22 protein-coding genes are annotated in these 23,729 nt (G+C 31.6%); 8 read left to right on the forward strand and 14 right to left on the reverse strand.

Annotation, left to right across the window (positions count from 1 at the left end; translation table 11 throughout):
- The first annotated feature begins 10 nt into the window (after positions 1 to 10).
- The 5 genes from FHK87_RS12690 (at position 11) to FHK87_RS12710 (ending at position 6,992) form a co-directional block, all read left to right on the forward strand.
- A complete protein-coding gene (locus FHK87_RS12690; protein WP_140593456.1) occupies positions 11 to 1,402 on the forward strand; it encodes a peptide MFS transporter in 1,392 nt (463 codons plus the stop codon).
- 13 nt (positions 1,403 to 1,415) lie between these two features.
- Positions 1,416 to 2,978 carry a peptide MFS transporter gene (locus FHK87_RS12695; protein ID WP_140593458.1) on the forward strand — a complete coding sequence of 521 codons (1,563 nt, stop codon included), beginning with the start codon at positions 1,416 to 1,418 and terminating at the stop codon, positions 2,976 to 2,978.
- Positions 2,979 to 3,073: 95 nt separating this feature from the next.
- On the forward strand, positions 3,074 to 3,613 hold the full coding sequence (locus FHK87_RS12700; protein ID WP_140593460.1) for a thioredoxin family protein: 540 nt from the start codon (positions 3,074 to 3,076) through the stop codon (positions 3,611 to 3,613).
- A gap of 121 nt (positions 3,614 to 3,734) precedes the next feature.
- Positions 3,735 to 5,534, forward strand: coding sequence for a pyruvate kinase (locus FHK87_RS12705; RefSeq protein ID WP_140593462.1), 1,800 nt, complete (start codon positions 3,735 to 3,737; stop codon positions 5,532 to 5,534).
- 186 nt (positions 5,535 to 5,720) lie between these two features.
- Entirely contained in the window at positions 5,721 to 6,992 is a 1,272-nt protein-coding gene (locus FHK87_RS12710) for a serine hydrolase domain-containing protein (RefSeq protein ID WP_140593464.1), read from the forward strand.
- Between the two features lie 15 nt (positions 6,993 to 7,007).
- Here the strand turns inward: FHK87_RS12710 and FHK87_RS12715 are convergent, their stop codons facing one another.
- The 10 genes from FHK87_RS12715 to surE all read right to left on the reverse strand — a co-directional run bounded on the left by FHK87_RS12715 (position 7,008) and on the right by surE (position 16,218).
- The gene (locus FHK87_RS12715) at positions 7,008 to 9,056 is read right to left on the reverse strand and encodes a ComEC/Rec2 family competence protein (protein WP_226294223.1); all 2,049 of its coding nucleotides are present in this window, start codon (positions 9,054 to 9,056) and stop codon (positions 7,008 to 7,010) included.
- Between the two features lie 457 nt (positions 9,057 to 9,513).
- A complete protein-coding gene (locus FHK87_RS12720) occupies positions 9,514 to 10,236 on the reverse strand; it encodes a cysteine hydrolase (protein ID WP_140593469.1) in 723 nt (240 codons plus the stop codon).
- Positions 10,237 to 10,338: 102 nt separating this feature from the next.
- Positions 10,339 to 11,169 (reverse strand): helix-turn-helix transcriptional regulator, encoded by an 831-nt coding sequence (locus FHK87_RS12725; protein ID WP_140593471.1) that lies wholly within the window; start codon positions 11,167 to 11,169, stop codon positions 10,339 to 10,341.
- A gap of 410 nt (positions 11,170 to 11,579) precedes the next feature.
- Positions 11,580 to 12,266, reverse strand: a complete 687-nt coding sequence (locus FHK87_RS12730; protein ID WP_226294224.1) for a hypothetical protein — start codon at positions 12,264 to 12,266, stop codon at positions 11,580 to 11,582.
- An 84-nt stretch (positions 12,267 to 12,350) separates the two neighbouring features.
- The gene (locus tag FHK87_RS12735) at positions 12,351 to 12,926 is read right to left on the reverse strand and encodes a Crp/Fnr family transcriptional regulator (RefSeq protein ID WP_140593476.1); all 576 of its coding nucleotides are present in this window, start codon (positions 12,924 to 12,926) and stop codon (positions 12,351 to 12,353) included.
- Positions 12,927 to 12,934: 8 nt separating this feature from the next.
- The gene (locus FHK87_RS26540; protein ID WP_262711260.1) at positions 12,935 to 13,066 is read right to left on the reverse strand and encodes a hypothetical protein; all 132 of its coding nucleotides are present in this window, start codon (positions 13,064 to 13,066) and stop codon (positions 12,935 to 12,937) included.
- 329 nt (positions 13,067 to 13,395) lie between these two features.
- Entirely contained in the window at positions 13,396 to 13,980 is a 585-nt protein-coding gene (locus tag FHK87_RS12740) for a C40 family peptidase (protein ID WP_140593478.1), read from the reverse strand.
- Positions 13,981 to 14,001: 21 nt separating this feature from the next.
- Complete coding sequence (lpxB, locus tag FHK87_RS12745) at positions 14,002 to 15,111, reverse strand: lipid-A-disaccharide synthase (RefSeq protein WP_140593481.1); 1,110 nt, start codon at positions 15,109 to 15,111, stop codon at positions 14,002 to 14,004.
- A gap of 35 nt (positions 15,112 to 15,146) precedes the next feature.
- Complete coding sequence (locus FHK87_RS12750; protein WP_140593483.1) at positions 15,147 to 15,443, reverse strand: hypothetical protein; 297 nt, start codon at positions 15,441 to 15,443, stop codon at positions 15,147 to 15,149.
- Complete coding sequence (gene surE, locus FHK87_RS12755) at positions 15,436 to 16,218, reverse strand: 5'/3'-nucleotidase SurE (RefSeq protein ID WP_140593486.1); 783 nt, start codon at positions 16,216 to 16,218, stop codon at positions 15,436 to 15,438. The genes FHK87_RS12750 and surE overlap by 8 nt, the downstream gene beginning before the upstream one ends.
- A gap of 170 nt (positions 16,219 to 16,388) precedes the next feature.
- Here surE and FHK87_RS12760 point away from each other — a divergent pair, with 170 nt between their 5' ends.
- Both FHK87_RS12760 and FHK87_RS12765 read left to right on the forward strand, forming a co-directional pair.
- The gene (locus FHK87_RS12760) at positions 16,389 to 18,524 is read left to right on the forward strand and encodes a carboxy terminal-processing peptidase (RefSeq protein WP_140593488.1); all 2,136 of its coding nucleotides are present in this window, start codon (positions 16,389 to 16,391) and stop codon (positions 18,522 to 18,524) included.
- Between the two features lie 7 nt (positions 18,525 to 18,531).
- Positions 18,532 to 19,644, forward strand: a complete 1,113-nt coding sequence (locus tag FHK87_RS12765; protein ID WP_140593491.1) for an ABC transporter permease — start codon at positions 18,532 to 18,534, stop codon at positions 19,642 to 19,644.
- Positions 19,645 to 19,713: 69 nt separating this feature from the next.
- On the opposite strand, the gene FHK87_RS12770 is transcribed toward FHK87_RS12765, so the two are convergent.
- From FHK87_RS12770 to FHK87_RS12785, 4 genes are all read right to left on the reverse strand, one after another.
- On the reverse strand, positions 19,714 to 19,896 hold the full coding sequence (locus FHK87_RS12770) for a hypothetical protein (protein ID WP_140593493.1): 183 nt from the start codon (positions 19,894 to 19,896) through the stop codon (positions 19,714 to 19,716).
- Between the two features lie 36 nt (positions 19,897 to 19,932).
- Positions 19,933 to 20,127 carry a hypothetical protein gene (locus tag FHK87_RS12775; protein WP_140593495.1) on the reverse strand — a complete coding sequence of 65 codons (195 nt, stop codon included), beginning with the start codon at positions 20,125 to 20,127 and terminating at the stop codon, positions 19,933 to 19,935.
- A 27-nt stretch (positions 20,128 to 20,154) separates the two neighbouring features.
- Complete coding sequence (locus FHK87_RS12780) at positions 20,155 to 21,753, reverse strand: vitamin K epoxide reductase family protein (protein ID WP_140593498.1); 1,599 nt, start codon at positions 21,751 to 21,753, stop codon at positions 20,155 to 20,157.
- Positions 21,754 to 22,266: 513 nt separating this feature from the next.
- A complete protein-coding gene (locus tag FHK87_RS12785) occupies positions 22,267 to 22,452 on the reverse strand; it encodes a hypothetical protein (protein ID WP_140593500.1) in 186 nt (61 codons plus the stop codon).
- 471 nt (positions 22,453 to 22,923) lie between these two features.
- Here FHK87_RS12785 and FHK87_RS12790 point away from each other — a divergent pair, with 471 nt between their 5' ends.
- Complete coding sequence (locus FHK87_RS12790; RefSeq protein ID WP_140593503.1) at positions 22,924 to 23,727, forward strand: DNA/RNA non-specific endonuclease; 804 nt, start codon at positions 22,924 to 22,926, stop codon at positions 23,725 to 23,727.
- Positions 23,728 to 23,729 lie beyond the last annotated feature (2 nt).

A 23,729-nucleotide genomic window follows, 5' to 3' on the forward strand; every position in this document is an offset into this window, starting at 1 on the left:
AACTTATATAATGGCAAATACAGTTAAAGCAGCCCATCAAAAAGAGCTCTTTGGGCATCCGGTAGGACTATACATTCTATTTTTTACAGAAATGTGGGAGCGTTTTTCTTATTATGGAATGAGAGCAATCTTTGTATTGTATCTTACCGCAGAGACAATGGATGAAAATGCAGGATTAGGATGGTCTTCTGGCGAAGCGCTTTCATTGTACGGATGGTATACCATGTTGGTATATGTAGCTTCTATCCCGGGAGGTTGGATTGCTGATAAATTTCTAGGGCAAAAAAAATCTGTATTGTTCGGCGGGATTTTGCTGGTAGCAGGACATAGCATTCTTGCAATAGAACAAATGTGGGCCTGGTATTCTGGACTCGCTTTAATTATTGCAGGTGTAGGAATGCTAAAGCCAAATATCTCGACAATGGTAGGTGGATTATACAAACAAGGAGATATAAGAAGAGATAAGGGATTTACTATATTTTATATCGGAATTAATCTTGGAGCCTTCTTATCGAGTTTGGTTGTGGGATATGTAGGAGAAGTACATGGATGGCATTACGGATTTGGACTCGCAGGAATAGGAATGGCATTAGGATTATTGCAATATTTACTAGGGCAAAATTACCTTAAAAATGTTGGTAATTTTCTTGGTAAATCTGAAAAGGTAGAAGATAAAGAAGCAATGAACAAACCGCTCACAAAAATAGAAACTGATAGAATCATTGTACTACTTATTTCATTTTTACTGGTAATTGTTTTCTGGGGAGCTTTTGAACAAGCAGGAGGATTAATGAATATTTATGCAAAAGAAAAAACCAATAGAATGTTAATGGGTTGGGAAGTTCCTGCTTCATGGTTTCAGTCTTTAAATGCTATGTTTATCATTTTCTTAGGAACATCTGTAGCACTCTTTTGGGCAAACCGAAAACTAAAAGGCAAAGTATCTAGCTCTTTATTCAAAATGATTATTGGACTCATCGTTATGGGAACAGGGTTTTTCTTTATGACTGCTGCTTCTATGGAGTTTAACTCAAATGGGTCGTCGGCAATGTATTGGTTAGTTCTTGCATATCTTTTTCATACCGTTGGAGAATTATGTATCTCTCCTGTGGCTTTATCTTTTATTACAAAATTAGCCCCGGTAAAATATGGAGCATTAATGATGGGAGTATATTTTGCAATGACAGGTTTTGGAAACAAACTTGCAGGTCTACTGGGAGAATGGGCAGAAAGCCAGGGAGAATTTGCCATTTTTACAGGAATAGCAGTATTCTGTGTCGTTTTTGGGTTGATCGTAATGATTTTCAGAAAGCCATTAGAAATACTTACTCATGGAGTAGAAGATAAAGAAGGAACAATTCACGAAGAGGCAGAAGGCTTCGAATTAGCAGACAAAGAATAAACCTTTACATTCTATGAGTACATTACAAGATGATGCTAAAGTATTTAGCCTTCTAGGACACAAACCTGCTTTATTTGTCTTATTTTTTACAGAAATGTGGGAACGTTTTTCATATTATGGTATGAGAGCGCTTTTTGTATTATTTCTTACTAGTGAAATTGCAAAAGGAGGTTGGGCATGGAGTAATGAAGATGCTTTAAGCTTATATGGCTGGTATACAGGATTAGTATATTTAACCCCAATATTTGGTGGATATATTGCTGATAAACTATTAGGATATCGAAAAGCAGTTGCATTTGGAGCCTTATTAATGACTTTAGGCCATGTGTCTATGGCTTTAGAAACCCCAACATTTTTATACATTGGACTCGCTTTTTTAATCATAGGTAATGGTTTATTCAAACCTAACTTGACCTCTATTGTTAGTGGTTTGTATGATCAAAATGAAGAAAAAAAGGATGGCGCCTATACGATTTACTACATGGGTGTTAATGCCGGCGCTTTTTTAGGAATCATGTTGTGTGGATACATTGGTGAAAAAATAAATTGGAGCTTTGGGTTTGGATTGGCTGGTATTTTTATGTTTTTAGGAATGCTACAGTTTTGGTTTGGAAGAAGCATCTTGGAAAATGTTGGTTTAGCTCCATCAAAACAATTAATTGATACAGAAAAAAACACTCAAACAACAACAAACAAAATTGTTGAAGAAAAAGAAATAAGCCCTAAAGTACAAGGCGATCGATATATTGTAGTAGGGGTTTTGGCATTTTTCACTATTTTCTTTTGGGCAGCTTTTGAACAAGCAGGAGGATCGATGACAATTTTTGCAAGTAAATACACCAATCTTGTACTGGTCGGTAATGCTGCAAATATTTTTAAAATAGCAGATACACTGATTACAATTATACCACTAATAATTATTACATGGGTATTATTTAAACTCTTTCTACAGACATTTAAAAAAATCTCGTTGTCTAATAGTATTTTAGGATTTAGTTTTGTGATTATCTGGGGTATTGTATCATGGAAACTCTATAGAGAGTTTAGTGCTGATACTACTGAGGTGCCAGCTTCCTGGTTTGGGATTTTAAATTCGCTATTCATCATATCGTTTGCTCCTTTGTTCTCTAAGCTATGGGAAAGTAAATATAACCCTTCGGCTGCTGTAAAATTTGGTTTAGGCTTAATTCTGCTAGGCTTAGGCTTTGCTTTGTTAGCTTTTGGGGCTATCTCTATTCCGCAAGGAGCTGAGACAGCAAAAGTGAGTATGATATGGTTAATATTAGCTTATTTATTCCACACTTTGGGAGAATTATTTTTATCTCCTGTAGGATTATCTTATGTAAGTAAGTTGGTTCCTGCAAAACTTATCGGGTTAATGTTTGGAATATGGTATCTTGCTATTTTTATAGGAAACTGGTCTGCAGGTCAACTAGGAGGAATGATTGATGAAATCACTTCAAAATATTCATTATCAACTTTCTTTTTAATATTTACTATAGTACCTTTATTAGCAGGAAGTTTATTAATACTATTAAATCCATTAATGAAGAAATTAATGCACGGAGTGCGATAAAATAATAATACGTAACTTTACTCGTTTCCCAAAGACGAGTAAAGTTTTTACTAAGGAACAGTTTTTGTTTCCGACTTAATCTAAAAACTAAAACGATGAAAAGCCTACTTACCACTATATTATTGTTGATTTGTATTTCTGTACAAGCACAAGAAATCAATTGGATGACCATGAATGAAGCACTAGCTGCTCAAAAAAAGGAGCCCAAAAAAATATTTATGGATGTGTATACCGATTGGTGTGGTCCCTGTAAACTTTTAGACAAAAAAACATTTCATAATAAAGATGTAGTAGCTTTCATTAATAAAAATTACTATGCAGTAAAATTTAATGCCGAAGGTACAGAAGAAATACATTACAACGATTTCACCTACACAAACCCTAATTATAATCCTGACAGAAAAGGTAGAAATAGTCAACACTTTTTTGCAAATGCCTTAAAAATTACCGGGTATCCAAGTATGGTATTTTTTGATGAAAACAGTAATCTTATTGCACCAGTCGTAGGGTACAAAACACCTCAGCAACTAGAGATTTACTTAAAAATGATTCACAATAATGATTACAAAAAACTTACTACTGCTGCAGCTTGGAAAAAATATGAAAGTTCTTTTGTAGGAACATTTTCGAATTAAACATAAAGCTATGTTTTCATAACATAAATAAGGCATTTTTTTATACTAAATTTAATATTAGATAAAAGGTGAAATTTCTCATTTTCAAATATCTTTAAGGTTAGCTTAAAAATGTTTGTGAATGGAAGCTGCAAAACTTTCAGAATTACTTATCGAAATAGAAAGCATCATTTCTTATATAGAAGAAAAAGAATTGCTTTACAAAGAAAAAATAGACACCACTCATGTTGCGCATCAAGAAAGTGCTTTAAATTTAATCCACTACTTATCATTACGCTCATTTGATATTGCCAAAATTCAAAAAAAACTGGGTGAATTAGGGATATCGAGATTAGCAAAAGCAGAAGGTCATATCTTAAATAGCCTATACAAATGCCATTTTTACATCAAAATGCTATTAGGAGAGCAAGCTTTATTTCCTGAAAAAGGTATAACTACTCAAGAAAGTAAAAAACTTACCCGAAAAAATACAAAACAACTTTTTGGTTACCGCAAAAAAGGCAGAAGAGTTCGTATCATGGTAACGTTACCTTCAGAAGCAGCATATAATTACGAACTAGTATATAAGATAGCTGCCGCGGGTATGAATTGCGCAAGGATTAATTGTGCTCACGATACTCCTGAAGTATGGCACTTGATGATTGATAATGTAAAAAAAGCAGCAATACAGCTCAAAAAAAGAATCAAAATCACTATGGACCTTGGAGGGCCAAAAATAAGAACAGGTGCTCTCGAAGAAGGCTTAAAAATAAAAAAAATCACTCCCAATAGAGATGACAGAGGAAATATCATACATCCGGCGAATATAAAATTTACTTCTAATGTCGTAGAAAAAAATGATATCCCTGTATATGATAAAGACTGGCTATCTTCTTTACAAATTAATGATAAAATTACGCTAAAAGATACTCGAGGAAAAGAGCATAAACTTAAGGTATCAGAAATTCAAAACGATGGAGTATCGGTAAAAAGCAACAAAACAATTTACTTTGAAACTAACATGGTACTCACAACCAAAAATGGGGCTACCACAACAGTAGGAGAGCTTCCAGAGATACAAAATTACCTCAATTTACATACAGGAGATGAACTGTTAATGTATAAAGAAGCTATAATTGGTAAAAAAGCTACTATAGACAACGAAAACAAAGTAATACGCCCCGCATGTATTTCTTGTACCTCTCAAGAAGTTTTCTCTCAAGTATCAATAGGAGACCCTATCTATTTTGATGACGGTAAAGTACCGGGAGAGATCATAGCATGTTCTGAAAATGAAATAAAAATAAAAATTGGAACTACAAAACCCGGCGGTGCTAAACTAAAGTCAGACAAAGGGATTAATCTACCTGCGAGCAAGCTAAACATTCATGGATTAACAAGCAAAGACAAGCAAGATTTAGTATTCGTAGCAGAACATGCCGATGTGGTCAATTTTTCTTTTGTAAACACTGCCGAAGATGTAAAACAATTACATGAGTTACTCCAATCATTAAATGTTGATAACAAGCTTGGAGTGATTTTAAAAATTGAAACAAATGAAGCTTTCAATAACTTTTCAGAAATTTTGCTGGAAGCCATGAAGCTAAAACTGGTAGGTGTTATGATTGCAAGAGGAGATCTTGCGATAGAAGTAGGCTGGGAAAATATAGGATGGGTACAACGCGAAATTCTTGCTATTTGTAATGCAGCACATATACCGGTTGTATGGGCAACGCAAGTACTGGAAAACATGGCTAAAAAAGGCCTCCCTTCTCGATCAGAAATTACAGACACTACACAATCTCTAAAAGCAGAATGTGTGATGCTAAACAAAGGGCCGTATATCGTAAATGCCATTCGGTTACTAGATACTATTTTAACTAAATTAGAGAAATATCAATCTAAAAATGACTCAATGTCTCCTTCACTCTCAAAATTATAATTAACAATATATTTTCATAAAACGTATTCATTACATGTATCTAATTCTTATCTAGGTACAATTAATCCTTTACATTTGCGTTACCAAATACGTAAACATTAGAATAATACCCCCAACTTTAATACTAAAAGGGATTTCAAATAACCACCAAAACCCGTCTCTTTTGTATTGAAGCGAAATTTATTTATGAAAAAAAATATCATTACAGCAGTGTTGTCTCTTGCATTAATCACGACGCTGTTCTATCTGGCTTCTAAAGAAGAAGTACAATCTCCTAAACAAACATCCAACGAATCTTTGACTCATACACAAAGAGAAACCCATATCACTGCATCGCATCAAAAGCAAATTGCTCAGGCCACTGAAAAATACTTTAATAAAGGGCTACAAAACAATGAAATTGTTGGTGCTGCTGTAACAATTGTAAAATGTGACTCTATCATCTATCAAAATGGGTATGGCAAAAAGAATAGTGGTTTAAATGATCATATCAATACAGAAACAATTTTTAGAATAGGTTCTGTATCCAAGGGGTTTGCAGGGATACTTTCAGGAATATATGTTGAACAAGGGCTTATCAATTGGAGTGACAGAGTATCTGATTATATCCCTTCTTTTGAATTAGCTAATAGTGATCAAACAAAAAAAATAACATTATCACATTTGTTATCACACACAACTGGGCTTCCTTATCATAGTTTTACTAATTTGGTAGAAGATGGGGTTCCTTTATCAAACATTGCCAGTCGTTTTAAAGATGTTTTACCCATAGAACAACCCGGTAATCTTTATAGTTATCAAAATGCAGTTTTTGCTCTAAGCGGTAAAATTATCGAACAAGCAACCGGAAAAACACTCAAAGAAGTTATAAATGAAAAGATATTTTTACCCTTGCATATGAATACTGCCTCTGCAAGCTACGAGGCTTTAACAAAATCAGATAATATTGCGCTTCCTCATCGTCTCATAAAGCATGGTTGGCAACCGGTTAAACTCAATGAAAAATACTACAATGCAATTGCCGCGGGAGGAATCAATGCCAGTATATCTGACATGGGTAAATGGCTCAAATTTTTGTTAGGTAATAATCCCGAAGTTATGATGCCCAAAACAATGAGTACTGTCTTTAACCCAACAATACAAGTAACCGGAAAAAGTCATTATTATCAAAGATGGCCAGGGTATATATCTTCTTCTTACGGTTTTGGATGGAGAATTCACAAATATAAAGATGAGACAACAAATGAACCATACACGATAATACATCATGGTGGAAGTGTAAATGATTACAGAAGTGAAATTGCTATTTATCCAAAAGAAGATTTAGGGATATGTGTATTATTTAACAGCCCCAATACAATAGCACCACACTGCATCCCTGATCTTTATAACATCATACAAGAAATTATAAATACTCCAGAAGAAAAAACCAATCAAGAAGCATTGGTTTTATTGTAAAGAGTTTTTACTTGGCTAATTCAAAAAGAATGCTCCCTTTTTATCTGTACGATAAAAAGGGACATTTAATTTATAGCAACTCTTCTCCCACCTTTCCAAATCAGATTTATGATTATTAGCATCAGCAATAATTTGTTTTGGGCATAAATCATAAATCAATCTCTCTAAATGAATCTTCGGGTTCCCTGTTAGTACAACTATCTCCGGTTTCAATCCTTGAATCTTATAGATCCCTGATTGGTCTACTATCAATATTGACTTGTTTTTGTATTGGTATACATTTTTCAATCTTAAAACAGTATCTACTGTAGCATAATGATGAATTAAATACCCATCAAAAAGAAAATTCTTATTCTTTGCAGTGATTGTGTCTTTACTATATATCTTAAACCTACGCTGGTGGAGAACTCCAAAAATCGTATTTTTAGGTTGATTAAAAATTACAAATTCTTTTTTGATCAATGCTTGATGTTTTTCAAACAAAACAAACATGAATAATAGAAGCAAACAAGTACAAAACTGATACACATTTCGCCTGCTATTTTTTTTTAAAGCTACTATTAAACTTATAATACTCAAATAGGAAATAAAAAACATTCCGAAAGAAAAAGAGATATTTTGGATCAAAAACATTTTTTGGTGTGCAATCCAATCCATCAAAGTATTTATACTGTCTATTGACACAGAAAATATTTTCACTAAAAAATCTGGTAGTATATCGCAAATTGCCAAGACAATAACAAGGATTCCAAACCCTAGAATTCCTCCTAGAAAAGGAATAACTATAAGATTAGACACAACAAATAAGGATGGAAATTGATGAAAATAGAATAATGTTAATGGCAACAATCCAAATTGTGCTGCGATGGTAACTGTAAGTGTATCCCAAATCTTTTTTAAAATATAAAATTTTGGATTATACATTTTGGTTAGTATTGGTTGAATCCAAACAATCGAAAGAACAGCTACATAACTAAGCTGAAAACTAACCGAAAACAATAACCATGGATCAAAACATAGCATTATAAAAGCTGATATAATCAAAGCATTATAGATACTTGATAATGATTTGATTTGTAAAGAGATGGCAATAAAAGAAAACATCGTAACAGCTCTTATTACTGATGGCGATAACCCAGCTAAAATTGCAAAAGCCCAAAGCGAAACGATAACAATGATAAGTTTAATGACCCCACCTTTTTTTAGAATTCTTTCCAAAGGACTTAACATTGCATTCAAAATCATTAAAATGATACCTACATGCAATCCGGAAACTGCCAAAATATGTACTGCACCGGCATTTCTATAATTTTCTAGTATTTCTGTTGGAATATCTTGCTTCTGCCCCAAGATAAGAGCATTAATTACAGACAATTGTTCTTTCTCAAAAGAATAACGCTCTAGCTTAGAGTTACAATATATTCTTATCTTATCAGCAATCCTCGATAAAGAATTGACTCTGTAGTCGTTCTTAATGAGTTTATCAGAAGAGGTAGTGATACTATAATATACATTTCTTTTACTCAGATAATCAGCGTAGTCAAATTGATAAGGGTTTAAGGGTTGAGTAATTGGTTTTAGTGTAGTATAGGCCGTATAAACATCTCCTATATCCAATACCTTATGTAAGTTATCCTTATGGATTTGCAACAATATTTTCCCCTCTACAGGTTGATTATTTGCAAATAATAATGACACCACATATTTATGATAATAAGATGTAGATTTTAATCGTTCTTTTATAGAAAATTGAATTCCGATAGGGTTATTTTTTACATCTTTTCTACTAAGTTGATTTGTATAATGATTCTTATAATTCCTAGCATCGTGAATATGAGTAAGAATCAATCCAAAGATTACAAAAGAAGGCACCACAAAAATTGCAAAAACATATCCTTTGTTAAAATTTCTATAGGCATATCGCTTAAGCATAAATAATATACAAATACAACAAAAAAATCCAAGGAATACTATTTTATAAGACAGTGAACAGTAATTACCTATACAAATCCCTAGTATTGTAGAAATGGTAATGATTAAAAAAGGAGTATTTATAAATCTCATTGCATGCATCTATAATAAAATCCCATATCAATGTATGGATTCATTCTATTTTCTAACATGCAATAATAGTAGACGCTAGTTTCATTTTTTGAAACTGCAGAATAAATGTACAATACTTATTAAAAAAAATTAATAGTATTTATATAACAAAAGAGATTTCTTAGAAAATTCAAGAACATTTTTCTTCAGAAAGAACAATAAATATTATTAACGAAATTAATGAATATAACGATAGTTTATCTATAAACTCATTTTATCATTATTAGTATCTTATGGGTTGAAAATTTTCAAAATATGCCTATATGAATACTAAAAAATAGTTTTTTTTAGAGATGTATAAAAAAAGAAGTTGACTTTAAAATTAAAGTCAACTTCTTTTTTTTGCATAAATATCATTATCAAACACATAATGTATTTTGCGAGTTTATTTTAATTAAAACTAGAATTTAGTTTTCTTCTACTTTTTTAACTCCTTAACAACTTCTTCTGTAGTAAAAACATGACTAGCAATCATTCTAAAATTTACCAAGGCTGCTTCATATCCATTTATGTCTGGTAAAATTGCAGCAGCAGTTGCGTCTTTTACAACAGAAACGTCAAAACCAGATTCTACTAAATCCCTCATATGCGACTCTGTACATAAATTAGCAGACATTCCTGCTAGAATTACTTTACTAAATCCATGTTTACGTAACTGTAAAGCCAAATCATTTGATTCAGGACCATATACTTTATGTGGGTTTGTAACAATTACATTATCATCATTTATGTATTTTTTGTATTTATCCAACCAATCAGCACCAGAACCCTCAAAACCTTCTGTTGTTAATGCTCCTTTTCTATCAAACATTCCTATTTTGTGCATTAATGCTTCTAAAGCACCTTCAATTTTCCAAGAATGATCATGTTTGTAGTAATAATGTGGAGACACAAAAACCTTGATTCCTTTCTGTTGTGCAATTTTAAATAGTGTTTCTATATTATCTACAGTATTATTTTCTGTTACACTTTTACCTACCACTCCCCAGGTTACTCCATTGGGACTTAAGAAATCATTTTGAGGATCTGTGATCACAATTGCAGTATTTTCATCTATTGTAAACCCTGGATCTGGTAATTGAGCAAAAACACTCGATATACTTACTAATACTATTGCTAAGGTTAATTTTATTTTTTCCATTCTATTCTATTTTAAATTTGACTATTAATAATTTTTAATAATGCAAAGGTCTGAACAGAATTGGCTATTTTATTAGGTAAGTTTTCCTTTATAGTTAGCAATTTATCCCAAGTGAGGAGTTTCTCTATATACTGATGGAGATACGCCTTCTTGATTTTTAAAAAATCGGCTAAATGATTGAATATCGCTATACCCAATTTTAAATGCAACTTCTTGAATTTGAAGATCTGAATAATACAATAACCTTTTAGCTTCAAGCATTTTACGATCCTGAATATAACTCAAAGGTGTTTTCAAACCTATTTTTGAAAATATATTAGAAATCGTCTTAGGAGATTTATGAAGTAATTTTGCATAGTCGCTCACTGTATGTTTAGTACTGAAGTATTGTTCTACCAAAAAATTAAATTCTCTTACGATATCATTATCTTTTGTGATTGTAGATAATTTATACTGTTCTTTGTATAATCTTGTACATAATATAAGATAACGTTTTAACATCATTTGTAACATAGAGAGTTGTAAATTATCTTTTAATCGCATTTCTATAGAAAACATTTTCCATAGCGTCTGAAAATGTTCTATGTCTTTGCCTAAAATATTAATAATAGGTAGTTGAGATGCTCCAAAAAACAAAACACCTTTGCAGCTTACTTCTACATCATGATCTATAACACAGAAAAAAGGTCTGTTAAACCTCAAAAAATGAATAGCTCCTTTTCTTAAGACAGTAATTTTATGAAACTCTGTAAGAAAAATAATTTGATGTTTTGAAAACGAATATTCTTTTCCATCAATTATAAAATCATTATTATTTGTTTGAAACCAAAGAATACTTAAGCTACTTGATTCTGGTTGATTAAATATTGAACATGAGTCAGATTTCAATTCAGTAAGTTCAATAAATTCTCCTATATTTCCTTTTATTCTCATTCTTGTAATGGCAGCCAATATTAAAAATCGATTATAATTAGTCTTGCAATGTTTTCTAAACTTTCATAAGCCCCTACTTAATTCTCCTACCTTTTTAATTTTATTTAATAACATACAACATCAAATTCTTTTAATTTCATAACATTTTTAGTCCTAATTGGGTTTATTAGGAAAACAATAAATAAATCTGTTTTAGATATATACAATTTTGATCATCTTTGATAATCCTATAGTAGTTTGATTGATTATTTTAAAACAGAGGACATCTTGTAGTGCCAAGATTCTAATGCCTTATACCTAAAAGTTCTTTCGGTCTATTTTAAATATTATTTGATTTCCATCTCAACTTGAGGAATTACATGAACAAAATAACAAATAACTGAAATTTAAAATATAGAATCATGTAAATATTACTCGTGATACAGTATGTTGTCGTTACTAAATTTAAGTAACAGTCTTATACTTACTAAATGCGAGTAAAGTACGATTGGAACAATAATGGTAGGAAGCCAAACAAAAGGAAAATATGTCACACCGATATTCGGTTGGTCAAATGCCAATTGTTGAATTGGAGTTTGAGCACTCAAAACGGCAATAGTCAAAATGTTTATCAGCAAACCTAAACAAACAAAATTCCAAATTAAAAGCCCCTTTCTTCCCATCCATTTTTTTACATATACAGCATAATAAATAATTGGTGCAGAAAGACCTGAAACAATATCATAGTTATACCCCTCAAATGTCATTAGATCCGGTATATATCCAACCAGGAACAAATAATACAAAACAATTTCAACAGGAATTCTAATTGTATGAAGTAATGTTAGATATTTTACATTTTGTTTATCACTAAACCTCTTACCTCTTTTGGTTAATAGACTAAAGATTACAAATAATAATCCGGGAGCCAAGAGGAATACAAACCTTGGTGGTGTGACATTTTGGGTTCTGTAAAACCCTAGAAAACCCAAAACTCCAGCGATGATCATCCAAACAAAAACAACTATAATTACCTTTTTACTCTTAGAAGATTGATAAAACCAAAATAAAGTTACTATCGTTGTAAAAACGAAAAAAATCGTAATTGAGTTAGGCATTTCTGACATTGCGATTAAAATTTTATTACAAATTTCAAAAGACAAGTTGTAAACTTACTTGACAAAAGGCAAGAAAATAAGAAGCTAGAAGTTTTTTCGTAACCTACTCAATGTACTATCGGTAACCCCCAAATATGAGGCAATGTATTTAAGCGGTGCATATTTAACAATTTGCGGCTTTGTTATTAAAAGATTTTGATATCGTTCTTTAGAAGTTCTATTAATCATCCCATAATTTCTTTGCTGAGAAGCGATAAACTCTTTTACCAAAATGGCTCTCCCAAAATCTCTAAATGCAGGTTTATGATGAAAAAGAGTATTCAATTCTTCGTACGAAATTCTAAAGCCTGCACATTTTGTAATAGCTTGGATGTATGCTTCTGAACGAACCCGATTAAAGAAAGAAGTAATTTCAAAAACAATGTTATTTTCAGTAAAAAAATCTATAGTAATTTCTTCTCCCTCTAAATCATGAAGATAAATTCTCATCAATCCACTCTCTAAATATAAATAATCATCACTTATTTGATTTTTCTTCAACAAAAAATCTTTTTCCTTTATTTCTATTGAGTGAAAGGAGTTTGCAATTTCTTGTGCGTCATCTTTTGAGATTTCAACGACACTTAATATGAAATTTACTAATGATTCTTTATTATTCATTCCTCATATCATGGTTTAATTGCTATCCTTAACTTGTCATAAGATTTTCCAAAAGAAACATTCTGATTGGTTACTAAAATAGCAAATCTACAATGAATTTTGTCAAGAAACTTTCTACCGTAATAAGCTATATACTTCATTGTGTAATGTTTTTACATTTTCTATTTTATTTCAGTAAAAAATATTCATTATCGAATATTTCAGATAAACCATTAATTACTTTACCATAGTTTTATCTTAAATAGGAACAAAAACAGCTTATAGATCCGAAATCTCTCCTTTTTTAAAAAATAACCCTAAATATAGTCTAGTGTCTTTTGATTTGAAAACTTGTTCTGAGCTTAAATCGACATATTTGTTTTTTCTGCATGAAGCTTTAGAAAGCAAATCAACTCAATAGGATTAGAACAGACCGATCTTGATAGAGAATAGACATGACTCTTGTGGAACTGCTTCAATATTATAAGAACTAAAGTACCCTTCTGGCACTTGCAAAAGCTTTGTTCCAATATTTTTCATTGAGGCTAGAAATAATAACCCCTTTTGATGTTGAAGCGTGAATAAATTTGATAGCTCCTTTTGTTTCGACAACCAAGCCTACATGAGAAATTACATTTTTTCTTTTATTTGTTTTAAAAAACAGTAAATCCCCAACAACAACTTTCTTCAAAGAAATTGCTTTGCCTTGTGTTGCCATCGTACGAGAAGTTCTTGGCAATACAACATTTTCTTTTTTAAAAGAGGTATATACCAATCCTGAGCAGTCCATTCCTCTTTTTGTGGTACCTCCAAATTTATATCGTGTTCCTCTAAATGTTTTAGCATAAGAAACAATACTCTTAATTTTTTTGTTGCCCGTATTTTTTGGTGCTTTTGTATTCTTAAGAGGCGCTTTACTTCTTGTGCTTGCCGTACGTTTAGTAGGTGGTGGTGTATTTTTGGTAGTTACTCTTTTACTAGAAGAAATTACGGTTCTCTTTTTTGAAGAACTCCCGCAAGAATAGAGTACCAAACAAGCCGTTAAAATTGATATATAATATAATAGTTTTTTCATCTTTAGGGCATTTATTATTGTTTAAGACAACGATTCGACAATCAATTTTGCTGTTTTATCATTAGCTCCTTTTCCACCAAGTTTTTTTTCCAGATCATAATAATCCAAAAACATAACAGCTCTTTTATAATCATCAATGATTACTGTAAGCTCTTCTTTAAGTCGATTTGTTGTAAATTCATTCTGTATCAATTCTGTAACTACAGGTTTATCCATAATTAAATTTACCAAAGAAATATAATCAAGATTAATAATTCGCTTCGCAATTTGGTAAGAAATATAATTTCCTTTATAGCAAACCACCTGTGGCACTTTGAACAAAGCAGTTTCTAAGGTAGCAGTCCCAGAAGTCACCAAAGCTGCATTACTAAGACAAAGAAGATCATAAGTTTGATTCATTACCAGGTGTACGCCTTTCTTTTTAATAAAAGGTGCATAAAAAGAAGCTTCTTGACTGGGTGCTCCGGCAATAACAAATTGATACGCTTCAAAATCATCAATCACACTCAACATAATCTCTAGCATTTTACGAATCTCTTGTTTTCTACTTCCTGGAAGTATTGCAATAATCGGTCGCTCATCAAGCTGATTTTTTCTTCTAAAATCATCAGGCATTACAGGCTTGTAATCAGAAATGGCATCAATAAGTGGATGACCTACAAAATTTACATCATAATTATACTGATCATAAAAATCTTTGACAAACGGCAAAATCACATACATATGATCTATCGTTGCTTTTATAGTTTTAACTCTACTGGATCTAGAAGCCCACACTTGAGGGCTAATATAATAATGTGTAACATATCCTCTAGGTTTAGCCCATTTTGCTATTGGCAAATTAAATCCGGAATTATCTATAAAAATAAGGGCATCAGGCTGATATTGCTCAATATCTTTTTTGCAGTATTTCATAAAACCTAATATCTTTCTAAGATTTAATAGAATCTCTATAAATCCCATAAAAGCCCTTTCTTTGTAGTGTTTTACCAATGTACCCCCAACAGCAGCCATTAAATCACCTCCCCAAAACCTAAACTCTGCATTAGGATCTTTTTTATATATGGACTTCATCAAATTAGAGCCATGTAAATCTCCGGACGCTTCTCCTGCTATTAGATAGTATTTCACTTGTAATATTATTTAAAAACTATTAAGCTATTATTTTAGCTAAATTTACTGATCGCTATACATACTGCTGCAATAATTGTAGCAAGAAGTACGCCACGAGCTCTATATATATTATTTTTTTTAATTGTCAAAAAAAACAAAACTAAATTTGGTATCGCTCCTAGTGCGATTATACTGCCAAGTGTATCGTTTTGGATTGATGTTTTTATCGTCTCTGTAAATGTTAAATTTTGGCTACTCATTGTAGAAAATATAAACACACAAATAGCAAAACCAATACTATTAAAAAGCAACCCTAATATAAACCCAATACCAATTTCTTTTTTAATCATTTAATGGCCAATTATTTATTTGTTCTATAAACTGGTGAGCTGTAAGATCAAATTGTGTAGGTACAACAGATATATATCCGTTTTGTAATGCCCACTCATCTGTATCTTTACCTTGATCTTCGTTAATAAATTTTCCTGACAACCAGTAATATTCTCTACCATTTGGATTTGTTCTTTTGTCAAACTCTTCTACCCAATGTGCATTGGCTTGCCGACAAACTTTCACCCCTTTAATATCTTTTTCTGCCAATTTTGGTATATTTACGTTAAGCACTACTCCTTTTGGCAGTCCATTTGCCAAAACATTTTCAACGATAGTTTTAACGTACTTTTTTGCAGGTTCAAAGTTGGCTTTCATAGAATAATCAAGCAACGAAAAACCAATAGCAGGAATACCTTCTATCCCAGCCTCTACAGCTGCACTCATAGTACCAGAATAGATAACATTGATTGCTGAGTTAGATCCATGATTGATCCCACTTACACACAAATCAGGTTTTCGATCAAGAATTTGCCTGGATGCCATTTTCACACAATCCACAGGAGTTCCAGAGCAGCTGTATTCTTTTTGGGGTTCGTTTTGATTCACCACCACATGATCACAAAACAATGTGTTATTAATCGTAACAGCATGCCCCATGCCGCTTTGAGGACTATCAGGCGCAACAACGACGACATCTCCGATCTGATTCATTACACTGATCAAGGCACGTATACCAGGAGCAGTAATCCCATCATCATTGGTAACTAAAATTAAGGGTTTTTCTATCTTCATAAGCAGGTATTATTTACGAAAGTAAAAATACACTTTTTTTATACTTATTATAAGGTTAACAAAGAGTAAGAAATATTATTAGTTCATTTGAGAAAATTTTAGTAATATTACTTGCTATTGGCACGATTTTTAGTGTAAATTGTTATGAATCCCTAAATAAAAATAAGCGTATGAAAAAGAGTTTTTTGATTTTGATGCTTACCATCATAGTTTCTGCTGCCTCGTGTAGTTTTACTACTAAGACCGAAAATGATCCCGACAAAGATAAATTACTTATAGATTTGATAAGTTATGTTTTAGGCAAAGGTCATTATGATGCGAAAGATATAAATGATGATTTTTCTAAAGAAGTTTTTGCTGATTATATAGAGGCATTAGACCCTCTAAAAAGATATTTTTATCAGAAAGACATAGAAGAATTTAAGAAGTATGATGAATTAATTGATGATGAAATCAGAAACAAAGAAATTGCATTTTTCAATTTAACATATAATCGTCTACAACAAAGAATGGGTGAAGCAAAATCATTATATAATGAAATTTTGGAAACCCCATTCGATTTTAATAAAGATGAAAGCATAGATACCGACTACGAGAATCTACCATATGTTACGAATAGAGATGAAATGAAGAATCGTTGGAGATTACAACTTAAATTTAATGCGCTTTCGAGCTATTATGATAAAGTTGAAGAACAAAACGATTCTCTAAAAAACAATAAAGACTACAAAGAAAAAACGCTAGTTCAGATAGAAGAAGAAGCTAGAGATATTACCAAAAGCTCTTTGAAAGAATATTTTGAATTTGCTGACGATCTGGAACGTAAAGATTGGTTTTCTATTTACATCAATTCAATTGTAGAAGAGTTTGATCCCCACACCTATTATTTTGCACCACAAGATAAAGACAGGTTTGACATTGCAATGTCTGGAAAACTAGAAGGTATCGGAGCACGACTTCAAAAGAAAAATGATAATGTAAAAATTGTAGAGATTATATCAGGTGGACCGGCATGGAGAGGCAATCAAGTAGAAGTTGGTGATCTTATCATGAAAGTTAAGCAAGAAGATGAAGTAGAACCCGTAAGCGTTGTAGGTATGCGTCTAGATGATGCAGTAAGTCTTATAAAAGGGCCTAAAGGAACCAAAGTAACACTTACGCTCAAAAAAGTTGATGGTACTACAGAAAGTGTAGAAATTGTGAGAGATGTTGTAGAATTAGAGGAAACATACGCAAAATCATCTGTTGTAAAGAAAAATGATAAAGTATTTGGTATTGTAAATCTTCCTAAGTTTTACTTTAATATGCAGGATTACAACCAACGTAATGCAGCAAAAGATGTAAAACAAGAAATTATAAGACTCAAAGAAAAAGAAATGGATGGCCTTGTTGTAGACCTTCGTGATAATGGAGGAGGGTCACTACAAACTGTTGTAGACATTGCAGGTCTTTTTATAGAAAAAGGACCAATTGTTCAGGTGAAAACCAAAGGAGAATCTCCAGAAGTTTTAAGTGATAAAGACAGAAACATTCTTTGGGATGGTCCATTGGTAATCCTTGTAAACGAACTTTCGGCTTCTGCCTCAGAAATACTTGCTGCTGCAATGCAAGATTATAAAAGAGCAATTATAATAGGAAGCAAACAAACTTATGGAAAAGGTACCGTACAAAATGTTATGGATCTAAATAGATGGATGCGTAGTAATGACTTTGGAGACTTAGGAGCTCTAAAACTTACTACACAAAAATTTTATAGAGTAAACGGAGGTTCAACACAATTAGAAGGTGTAAAAAGTGATGTGGTAGTCGCAGATCGATATAGCTATATAGATATCGGAGAAAAAGATCAAGAAAACCCTTTACCATGGGATAAAATTTCTGCTGCTAATTATGATATCTGGGATGGATACATAGATTTCGAACAAACGATTAAAAACAGTAAAGAAAGAATGGCTCAAAATGAGCAGTTAAAATTAATTGATGAAAATGCAAGATGGGTAAGAGAAAAGAGAGACGTCAATAAATACTCTTTAAAATTTGATAAATACAAAGAGAATATTGATTTTAATGAAACTCAAGCTAAACATTTTGATGCAATCAACGACTATAAAACAAATCTAACTTTTGAGTCGCTACCATATGAGATTGAGCTTATTAAAAAAGATACTGTTTTAGCAGAAAAAAGAAAAAGATGGCATAAAAGTTTAAGTAAAGATGTATATGTAGAGGAAGCAATAAGTGTATTGGAAGATATGAAAATAAACAACATCAAAAGATCCAAAAACCCACTTACGCTAAAGAATTAAAACATTAATGCCTCGTACAAAATCAAATTCTTTAAGTACATTAGCGCTTCAAAAATTCAAAAAGAATTTTTGGGGCGCTTTAAGTTTTTACTTTATTATCCTTTGTGCTTTTATCTCTATTTTTGCATACATTCTTGCTCCTGATAATTCAAAGAATGCCAATCAGATGCATTTATCTATACACTCTAAACCTCCTGGTTTTGCAGTAAAAATGCTTACCATTCCATCTAAGAATATAACTAAACAATCTTTTTTTGACAAGCTATTTTTTGGCACAAAAAATACTGATACAGAGATTCCCATCAATGATGTCAAAATAAAAGACAGTTTATTAATTACCAACCTCTATAGCGAAAACAATACTATTAAAATACCAAAAGAAATTAATTTAAAACGATTTCCAGATGGTTTGACATCACAGCAAATCATCGACAATTTTATAGAAAAACACACTTTCATATTAGGAACTGATAAGTATGGAAGAGATTTATTAAGCAGAATGTTGATCGGTATTAGGATATCATTTTCTATTGGTTTTATTGCAGTGTTCATTTCTCTTGTACTCGGGATTTCACTAGGAGCTATAGCTGGTTATTTTGGAGGAAAAATAGACGCTGCTATCATGTGGCTTATTAATGTAACATGGTCTATTCCTACATTACTTTTGGTCATTGCAATCACACTCGCTTTAGGAAAAGGATTTTGGCAAGTTTTTATTGCTGTTGGTCTTACGATGTGGGTCGAAGTAGCAAGAGTCGTTAGAGGGCAAATTTTGAGCGTAAAACAAATGCAGTATATTACTGCTGCAAAAGCATTAGGATATACTAATTTTAGAATTATTACAAAACATGTCTTGCCTAATAGTATTGCCCCTGTAATTGTAATAGCTGCTGCTAATTTTGCTTCTGCAATTCTAATTGAAAGCGGACTAAGTTTTCTAGGTATTGGAGCGCAGCCTCCTATACCAAGTTGGGGCGCAATGATCAAAGATCACTATTCTTATATTATCTTAGGAAAAGCGTATTTGGCAGTTATACCCGGCTTAGGAATTATGAGTTTGGTTATGTCATTTATGCTAATAGGCAATGCGCTAAGAGATGCACTGGATGTAAAAACCTAATAATCTTATTAAAACAAAAGGGATTAGAATACATTTTCTAACCCCTTTCTACTACTTTACTTTTACTATTTAAGAACAATTTCCTTGAAAACAAGTTCCAATATTTCCATTACTATCAATACAAGAACAGCCTTCTGTTTGGGACGTGCAGAAAAAGACACCACATGTGCTTTTACTAGCCCCTCCATTGATCGTTCTTTGATCTTGTTTTGACAATGCTCTAACGTTTTGAAGTTTTTTAATTTCTTTCATGATTTAAAGGTTTTAAGATAATTACATTTCATTAATTCAATTACTGCATACATCAATAGTGCAAGTATAATAAGGGTCTGTGGCCAAAAAAGGATATTGTTGTATCCACCAGCCTTGAGAACGCGGTCCGCAACAGAACTCTTTTAAGGTAGGAATTCTCCCTCCATTTATAAACTTCTGTTGTTCTCTGCTAATTTGTTTTAATTGAGTAACTTTTAAATTTGGTAACATATCTTATGTTTTAATGTTTGAGATTGATTACACTTCTGCAGGCTCTTCAACTCCTTTAGGGTCTAATGAAGAATCATGATAGCTTTCTATCATCATGCTTACAAAATGAAAGAACTCATCATAACTATACTTTTTGGGATAGATCGTTCCATTAATAAGAGAAGCCGGTGTATAATACAAGCTGTTATCTTCTGCCCATTTAGACTGCTTTTCTAAAACTGCTAAATGTTTAGCATGATTAGTAAAACCAGGATATTTTTTTGACCAATTACTATACGTTCTATCAGCAAACCATTCAGAATAAGCAGATATAAAACTCTCCTCTCCTTTGGTATAATATACTTCTAATAATCTTAGGCCAATTTGGGTAGCCTGGTTTTCTAGATTATTAAGATCCACTTTGAGCCTGATCACAATTTGAACTTGATCATGCATAGATTTTAAAATTCTTGTATAGGCTTCAAAAGCACCTTTACAATACCCACACATAGGATTAGTGAGTGAAATAATCTTAAATTCTGAATTGGGATTACCTAAAACAATCTCGTTTGTAATTGTTGCCGTATCCCCTACTTTTTCAGAAAGACTCAATAAATGGTTAAAAATTTCGCCATCTCTCTTAAAATGACTTAGTTTTATATTTTCAGACTTAAAAGTTTTGTTCTCCTTGATTCTTTCTTTTATATAAAGATATCCTAAAGTAAATACCGAAGACAACATAAGAAAAGTTACAGCTTCTCCAAGATTAAAGCTAAAAGAGAAATATAAAAAAGATAGTATTGCAAGACCAATTGACAATGATCCAATTGCCATACAAATCGCACACCATTTTTTTATAATAAATGCCTGCGAATATATAGAATACAATACAAAGGGTATTCCTAGCAATGGGAGTATAAAAAGAATATTCGCAAAACCATATAATAATTGATACATCGACAAAGATCCAAAAAAGACCATTCCTGCATCTGCAAGTGAAAAGTTTTGAAAAATTTTACCGCTGTTATTATTGATAACTTCGCCACAATTTGTATTCCCGACAGAGGTACAAAATTGATGTATAGCCTGTGATTGTATCCCTAAACTTTCTCGTACAGCAAAAAAACTAAATACTACACCGGCAATAGATAAAGTCAAAAACAATATGTGGTTCAAATCCCAATCTCTTGCTAGAAGTAAGAAGGTTAAACTAATTAAAAGTATCCCTAACAAACCATTATACAAAAGAGAGTTGTTTGTTATAATTTTTTGTTTAGCATTATACTCTACTGCAATAACTTTTGGAATCCAAATATCATTAAACTCTTCGAAACTAAACTTTTTTTTCTTTAAAGATGAGTGTTTAAGCTCTATAGTATTGTTACTTTTAATTACAGAAACAATTTCTTCTGAATTATCAGTTTTAACTAAAGAAATAAAACTCTTGGGAAGTTGATCTAATGCTTCTTTGGGAACCTCTACAGCAATGTTATCTATATTAAAATAGTCTAAAGTATCTGTAACCGATTGAAAACTTGGATAGTTAGGATGTATTTGTAATTGTAATTCTAAATCTTTCTTATCATAATTCCGAATTCTATTTTGAATCAATACACTTTCAACAATTTTTTCGATAGTATTCTTCATTTTTGGTAAAAGGTTTAATATTAATAATAATTCATTTCATGATAAGAGCTGAAGCAATACTACATATGCTCAATCACAAAATTAATGAGTGAATATTCTTGTTTAAATTTAGAATACGGTAAAATAATCTATTCTAAAATAAAGATTTTATACCATAAGAATAGAGGGGTTTACCTCAAAAAAGATATACAAACACCATATTTCAACCATCTTTTATAGAAAAAACTTATTTTAACACCTTGAAAAACAATGTTTTACACTAAAAATACTTTTTACTAAATGACTATTCAAATATGATGTTAATCTTTTACTAAACCTTTAATAAGAGAAGTATATCAAAGTAGACCAGTAAATTTTCAAAGAGCTATTATTTATAGGGGGCCCAAAGGTTTTTTCCACTTTTAAACTATTGCTCATTTACTTGTGTAGAAAAGTTTGGAGTACATCGTCTTAAAATAAAAAAAGGAGTATGTCTAATACTCCTTTCTTTATCACAATGAATATAATAATATATTAACAGAATTCTGGAGAAGATCCGTCTGGACATAACTGGTCACAAGGAATAAAATCTATAAATCCATTATCTAATCTGCAAGCCCCAATAGGACCATCGCCAAAGCCAAAGCCTCCATTGATCGACTTTTTTTCGTTATTGTTTAATGACTTTACTCCGTTTTGATTTAAAATGTTCTTTAACATCGTTTTAAGTTTTAAAATTAATTATAATTATCCCCCCTGGTTTTCTTTAGAGACACACAGGGTATATGTCTGATCAATTCTTGCAAGAAATGTATTTTGATAAAATAAAGCATATCACTTTACATCATAAAAAACTACACTATTGAAGATCAAAGAATAAATAAAGCCATTTATTATTCAATTAAAATCTTCGTTACAAATTGACGACTTAAACGGGATTAATTTTAGATGTTATAAGAATGTGTGTGTGAGGTGTTAATCAATACATAATTATGTATTAATTTATTCTAAAGATACTTTTTATATTCATATCTCGTATGAGAGTTTACATCGTATTTTTTAAGGTTTTACCGTAAACATCTGAAAAACAGCATTTTTACTAGGGTTAACACGTAGTTCAATAACTAAAAAACTAAATTTTATATGCAAAAAATTTTATTTTTCATTCTTTTGTACCCATAATAGTAGAAAATGAATACAAGAAAGTACATATATCCAATACTTATCATACTGATATCCATTGGTTTTTATTATTTTGAAAAGAAAATTGATCAACACGATAACACTTCTGATAATGACAATGTAACTCCTGAAGAATCAAACTTCTATTATTTGCCAACCTCAACTACCGGTTCTATAATTATACATCAATATTATTCTTTATCATATTCAGAAAAACATGAACAAGCAGAATGGGTTGCTTATGAATTAAAAAAAGAACATATTGCTAAAAATAACTTTAAGAGACCTTATTTTGAGGAAGACCATAAAGTAAAGTCTTCTTCTGCTGATTGGCGTAATTATAAAAAATCAGGATACAATAAAGGGCATTTATGTCCTGCAGCAGACAGAACATTTAGTAAAAAAGCTTTTGAAGAGACATTTTTAACCTCTAACATATCTCCACAAGAATATAATTTTAACAGTGGTATATGGAATTCTTTAGAGCAAAAAGTTAGGACATGGGCAAAAACCTACAATAAAATTTATGTCGTAACAGGAGGGATATTAACTGATGACCTTTCTACTATAGGTTATGAACATGTTTCTGTTCCTCAGTATTTTTATAAAATTGTTTTTGATAATAGCCCAAAACAACCTAAAATGATTGCATTTTTAATTCCTCATGAAGATGTAGATCAAAAACTAAGTAGTTTTGTTGTCTCTGTGGATCATATAGAAAAATTAACCCAAATTGATTTTTTCTCGAAGCTAGAGGACAGTCTTGAAAAAAATCTTGAAGCTACTGCATCTACAAAAGGATGGAGCTTTTGACC

This window comes from Aquimarina algicola, assembly GCF_006443095.1.
Lineage (GTDB): Bacteria > Bacteroidota > Bacteroidia > Flavobacteriales > Flavobacteriaceae > Aquimarina > Aquimarina algicola.

Excerpts from the sequence above, each read along its gene's own strand:
- FHK87_RS12700 (WP_140593460.1), top strand. The coding sequence starts at position 3,074 with ATGAAAAGCCTACTTACCACTATATTATTGTTGATTTGTATTTCTGTA.
- FHK87_RS12730 (WP_226294224.1), bottom strand. The coding sequence starts at position 12,266 with ATGCCTAACTCAATTACGATTTTTTTCGTTTTTACAACGATAGTAACT.
- FHK87_RS12740 (WP_140593478.1), bottom strand. The coding sequence starts at position 13,980 with ATGAAAAAACTATTATATTATATATCAATTTTAACGGCTTGTTTGGTA.
- FHK87_RS12705 (WP_140593462.1), top strand. The coding sequence starts at position 3,735 with ATGGAAGCTGCAAAACTTTCAGAATTACTTATCGAAATAGAAAGCATC.
- FHK87_RS12750 (WP_140593483.1), bottom strand. The coding sequence starts at position 15,443 with ATGATTAAAAAAGAAATTGGTATTGGGTTTATATTAGGGTTGCTTTTT.
- FHK87_RS12765 (WP_140593491.1), top strand. The coding sequence starts at position 18,532 with ATGCCTCGTACAAAATCAAATTCTTTAAGTACATTAGCGCTTCAAAAA.
- FHK87_RS12690 (WP_140593456.1), top strand. The coding sequence starts at position 11 with ATGGCAAATACAGTTAAAGCAGCCCATCAAAAAGAGCTCTTTGGGCAT.
- FHK87_RS12785 (WP_140593500.1), bottom strand. The coding sequence starts at position 22,452 with ATGTTAAAGAACATTTTAAATCAAAACGGAGTAAAGTCATTAAACAAT.
- FHK87_RS12725 (WP_140593471.1), bottom strand. The coding sequence starts at position 11,169 with ATGAGAATAAAAGGAAATATAGGAGAATTTATTGAACTTACTGAATTG.
- FHK87_RS12735 (WP_140593476.1), bottom strand. The coding sequence starts at position 12,926 with ATGAATAATAAAGAATCATTAGTAAATTTCATATTAAGTGTCGTTGAA.
- FHK87_RS12780 (WP_140593498.1), bottom strand. The coding sequence starts at position 21,753 with ATGAAGAATACTATCGAAAAAATTGTTGAAAGTGTATTGATTCAAAAT.
- FHK87_RS12710 (WP_140593464.1), top strand. The coding sequence starts at position 5,721 with ATGAAAAAAAATATCATTACAGCAGTGTTGTCTCTTGCATTAATCACG.
- FHK87_RS12695 (WP_140593458.1), top strand. The coding sequence starts at position 1,416 with ATGAGTACATTACAAGATGATGCTAAAGTATTTAGCCTTCTAGGACAC.
- FHK87_RS12715 (WP_226294223.1), bottom strand. The coding sequence starts at position 9,056 with ATGAGATTTATAAATACTCCTTTTTTAATCATTACCATTTCTACAATA.
- FHK87_RS26540 (WP_262711260.1), bottom strand. The coding sequence starts at position 13,066 with ATGAAGTATATAGCTTATTACGGTAGAAAGTTTCTTGACAAAATTCAT.
- surE (WP_140593486.1), bottom strand. The coding sequence starts at position 16,218 with ATGAAGATAGAAAAACCCTTAATTTTAGTTACCAATGATGATGGGATT.
- FHK87_RS12790 (WP_140593503.1), top strand. The coding sequence starts at position 22,924 with ATGAATACAAGAAAGTACATATATCCAATACTTATCATACTGATATCC.
- FHK87_RS12720 (WP_140593469.1), bottom strand. The coding sequence starts at position 10,236 with ATGGAAAAAATAAAATTAACCTTAGCAATAGTATTAGTAAGTATATCG.
- FHK87_RS12775 (WP_140593495.1), bottom strand. The coding sequence starts at position 20,127 with ATGTTACCAAATTTAAAAGTTACTCAATTAAAACAAATTAGCAGAGAA.
- FHK87_RS12760 (WP_140593488.1), top strand. The coding sequence starts at position 16,389 with ATGAAAAAGAGTTTTTTGATTTTGATGCTTACCATCATAGTTTCTGCT.
- FHK87_RS12770 (WP_140593493.1), bottom strand. The coding sequence starts at position 19,896 with ATGAAAGAAATTAAAAAACTTCAAAACGTTAGAGCATTGTCAAAACAA.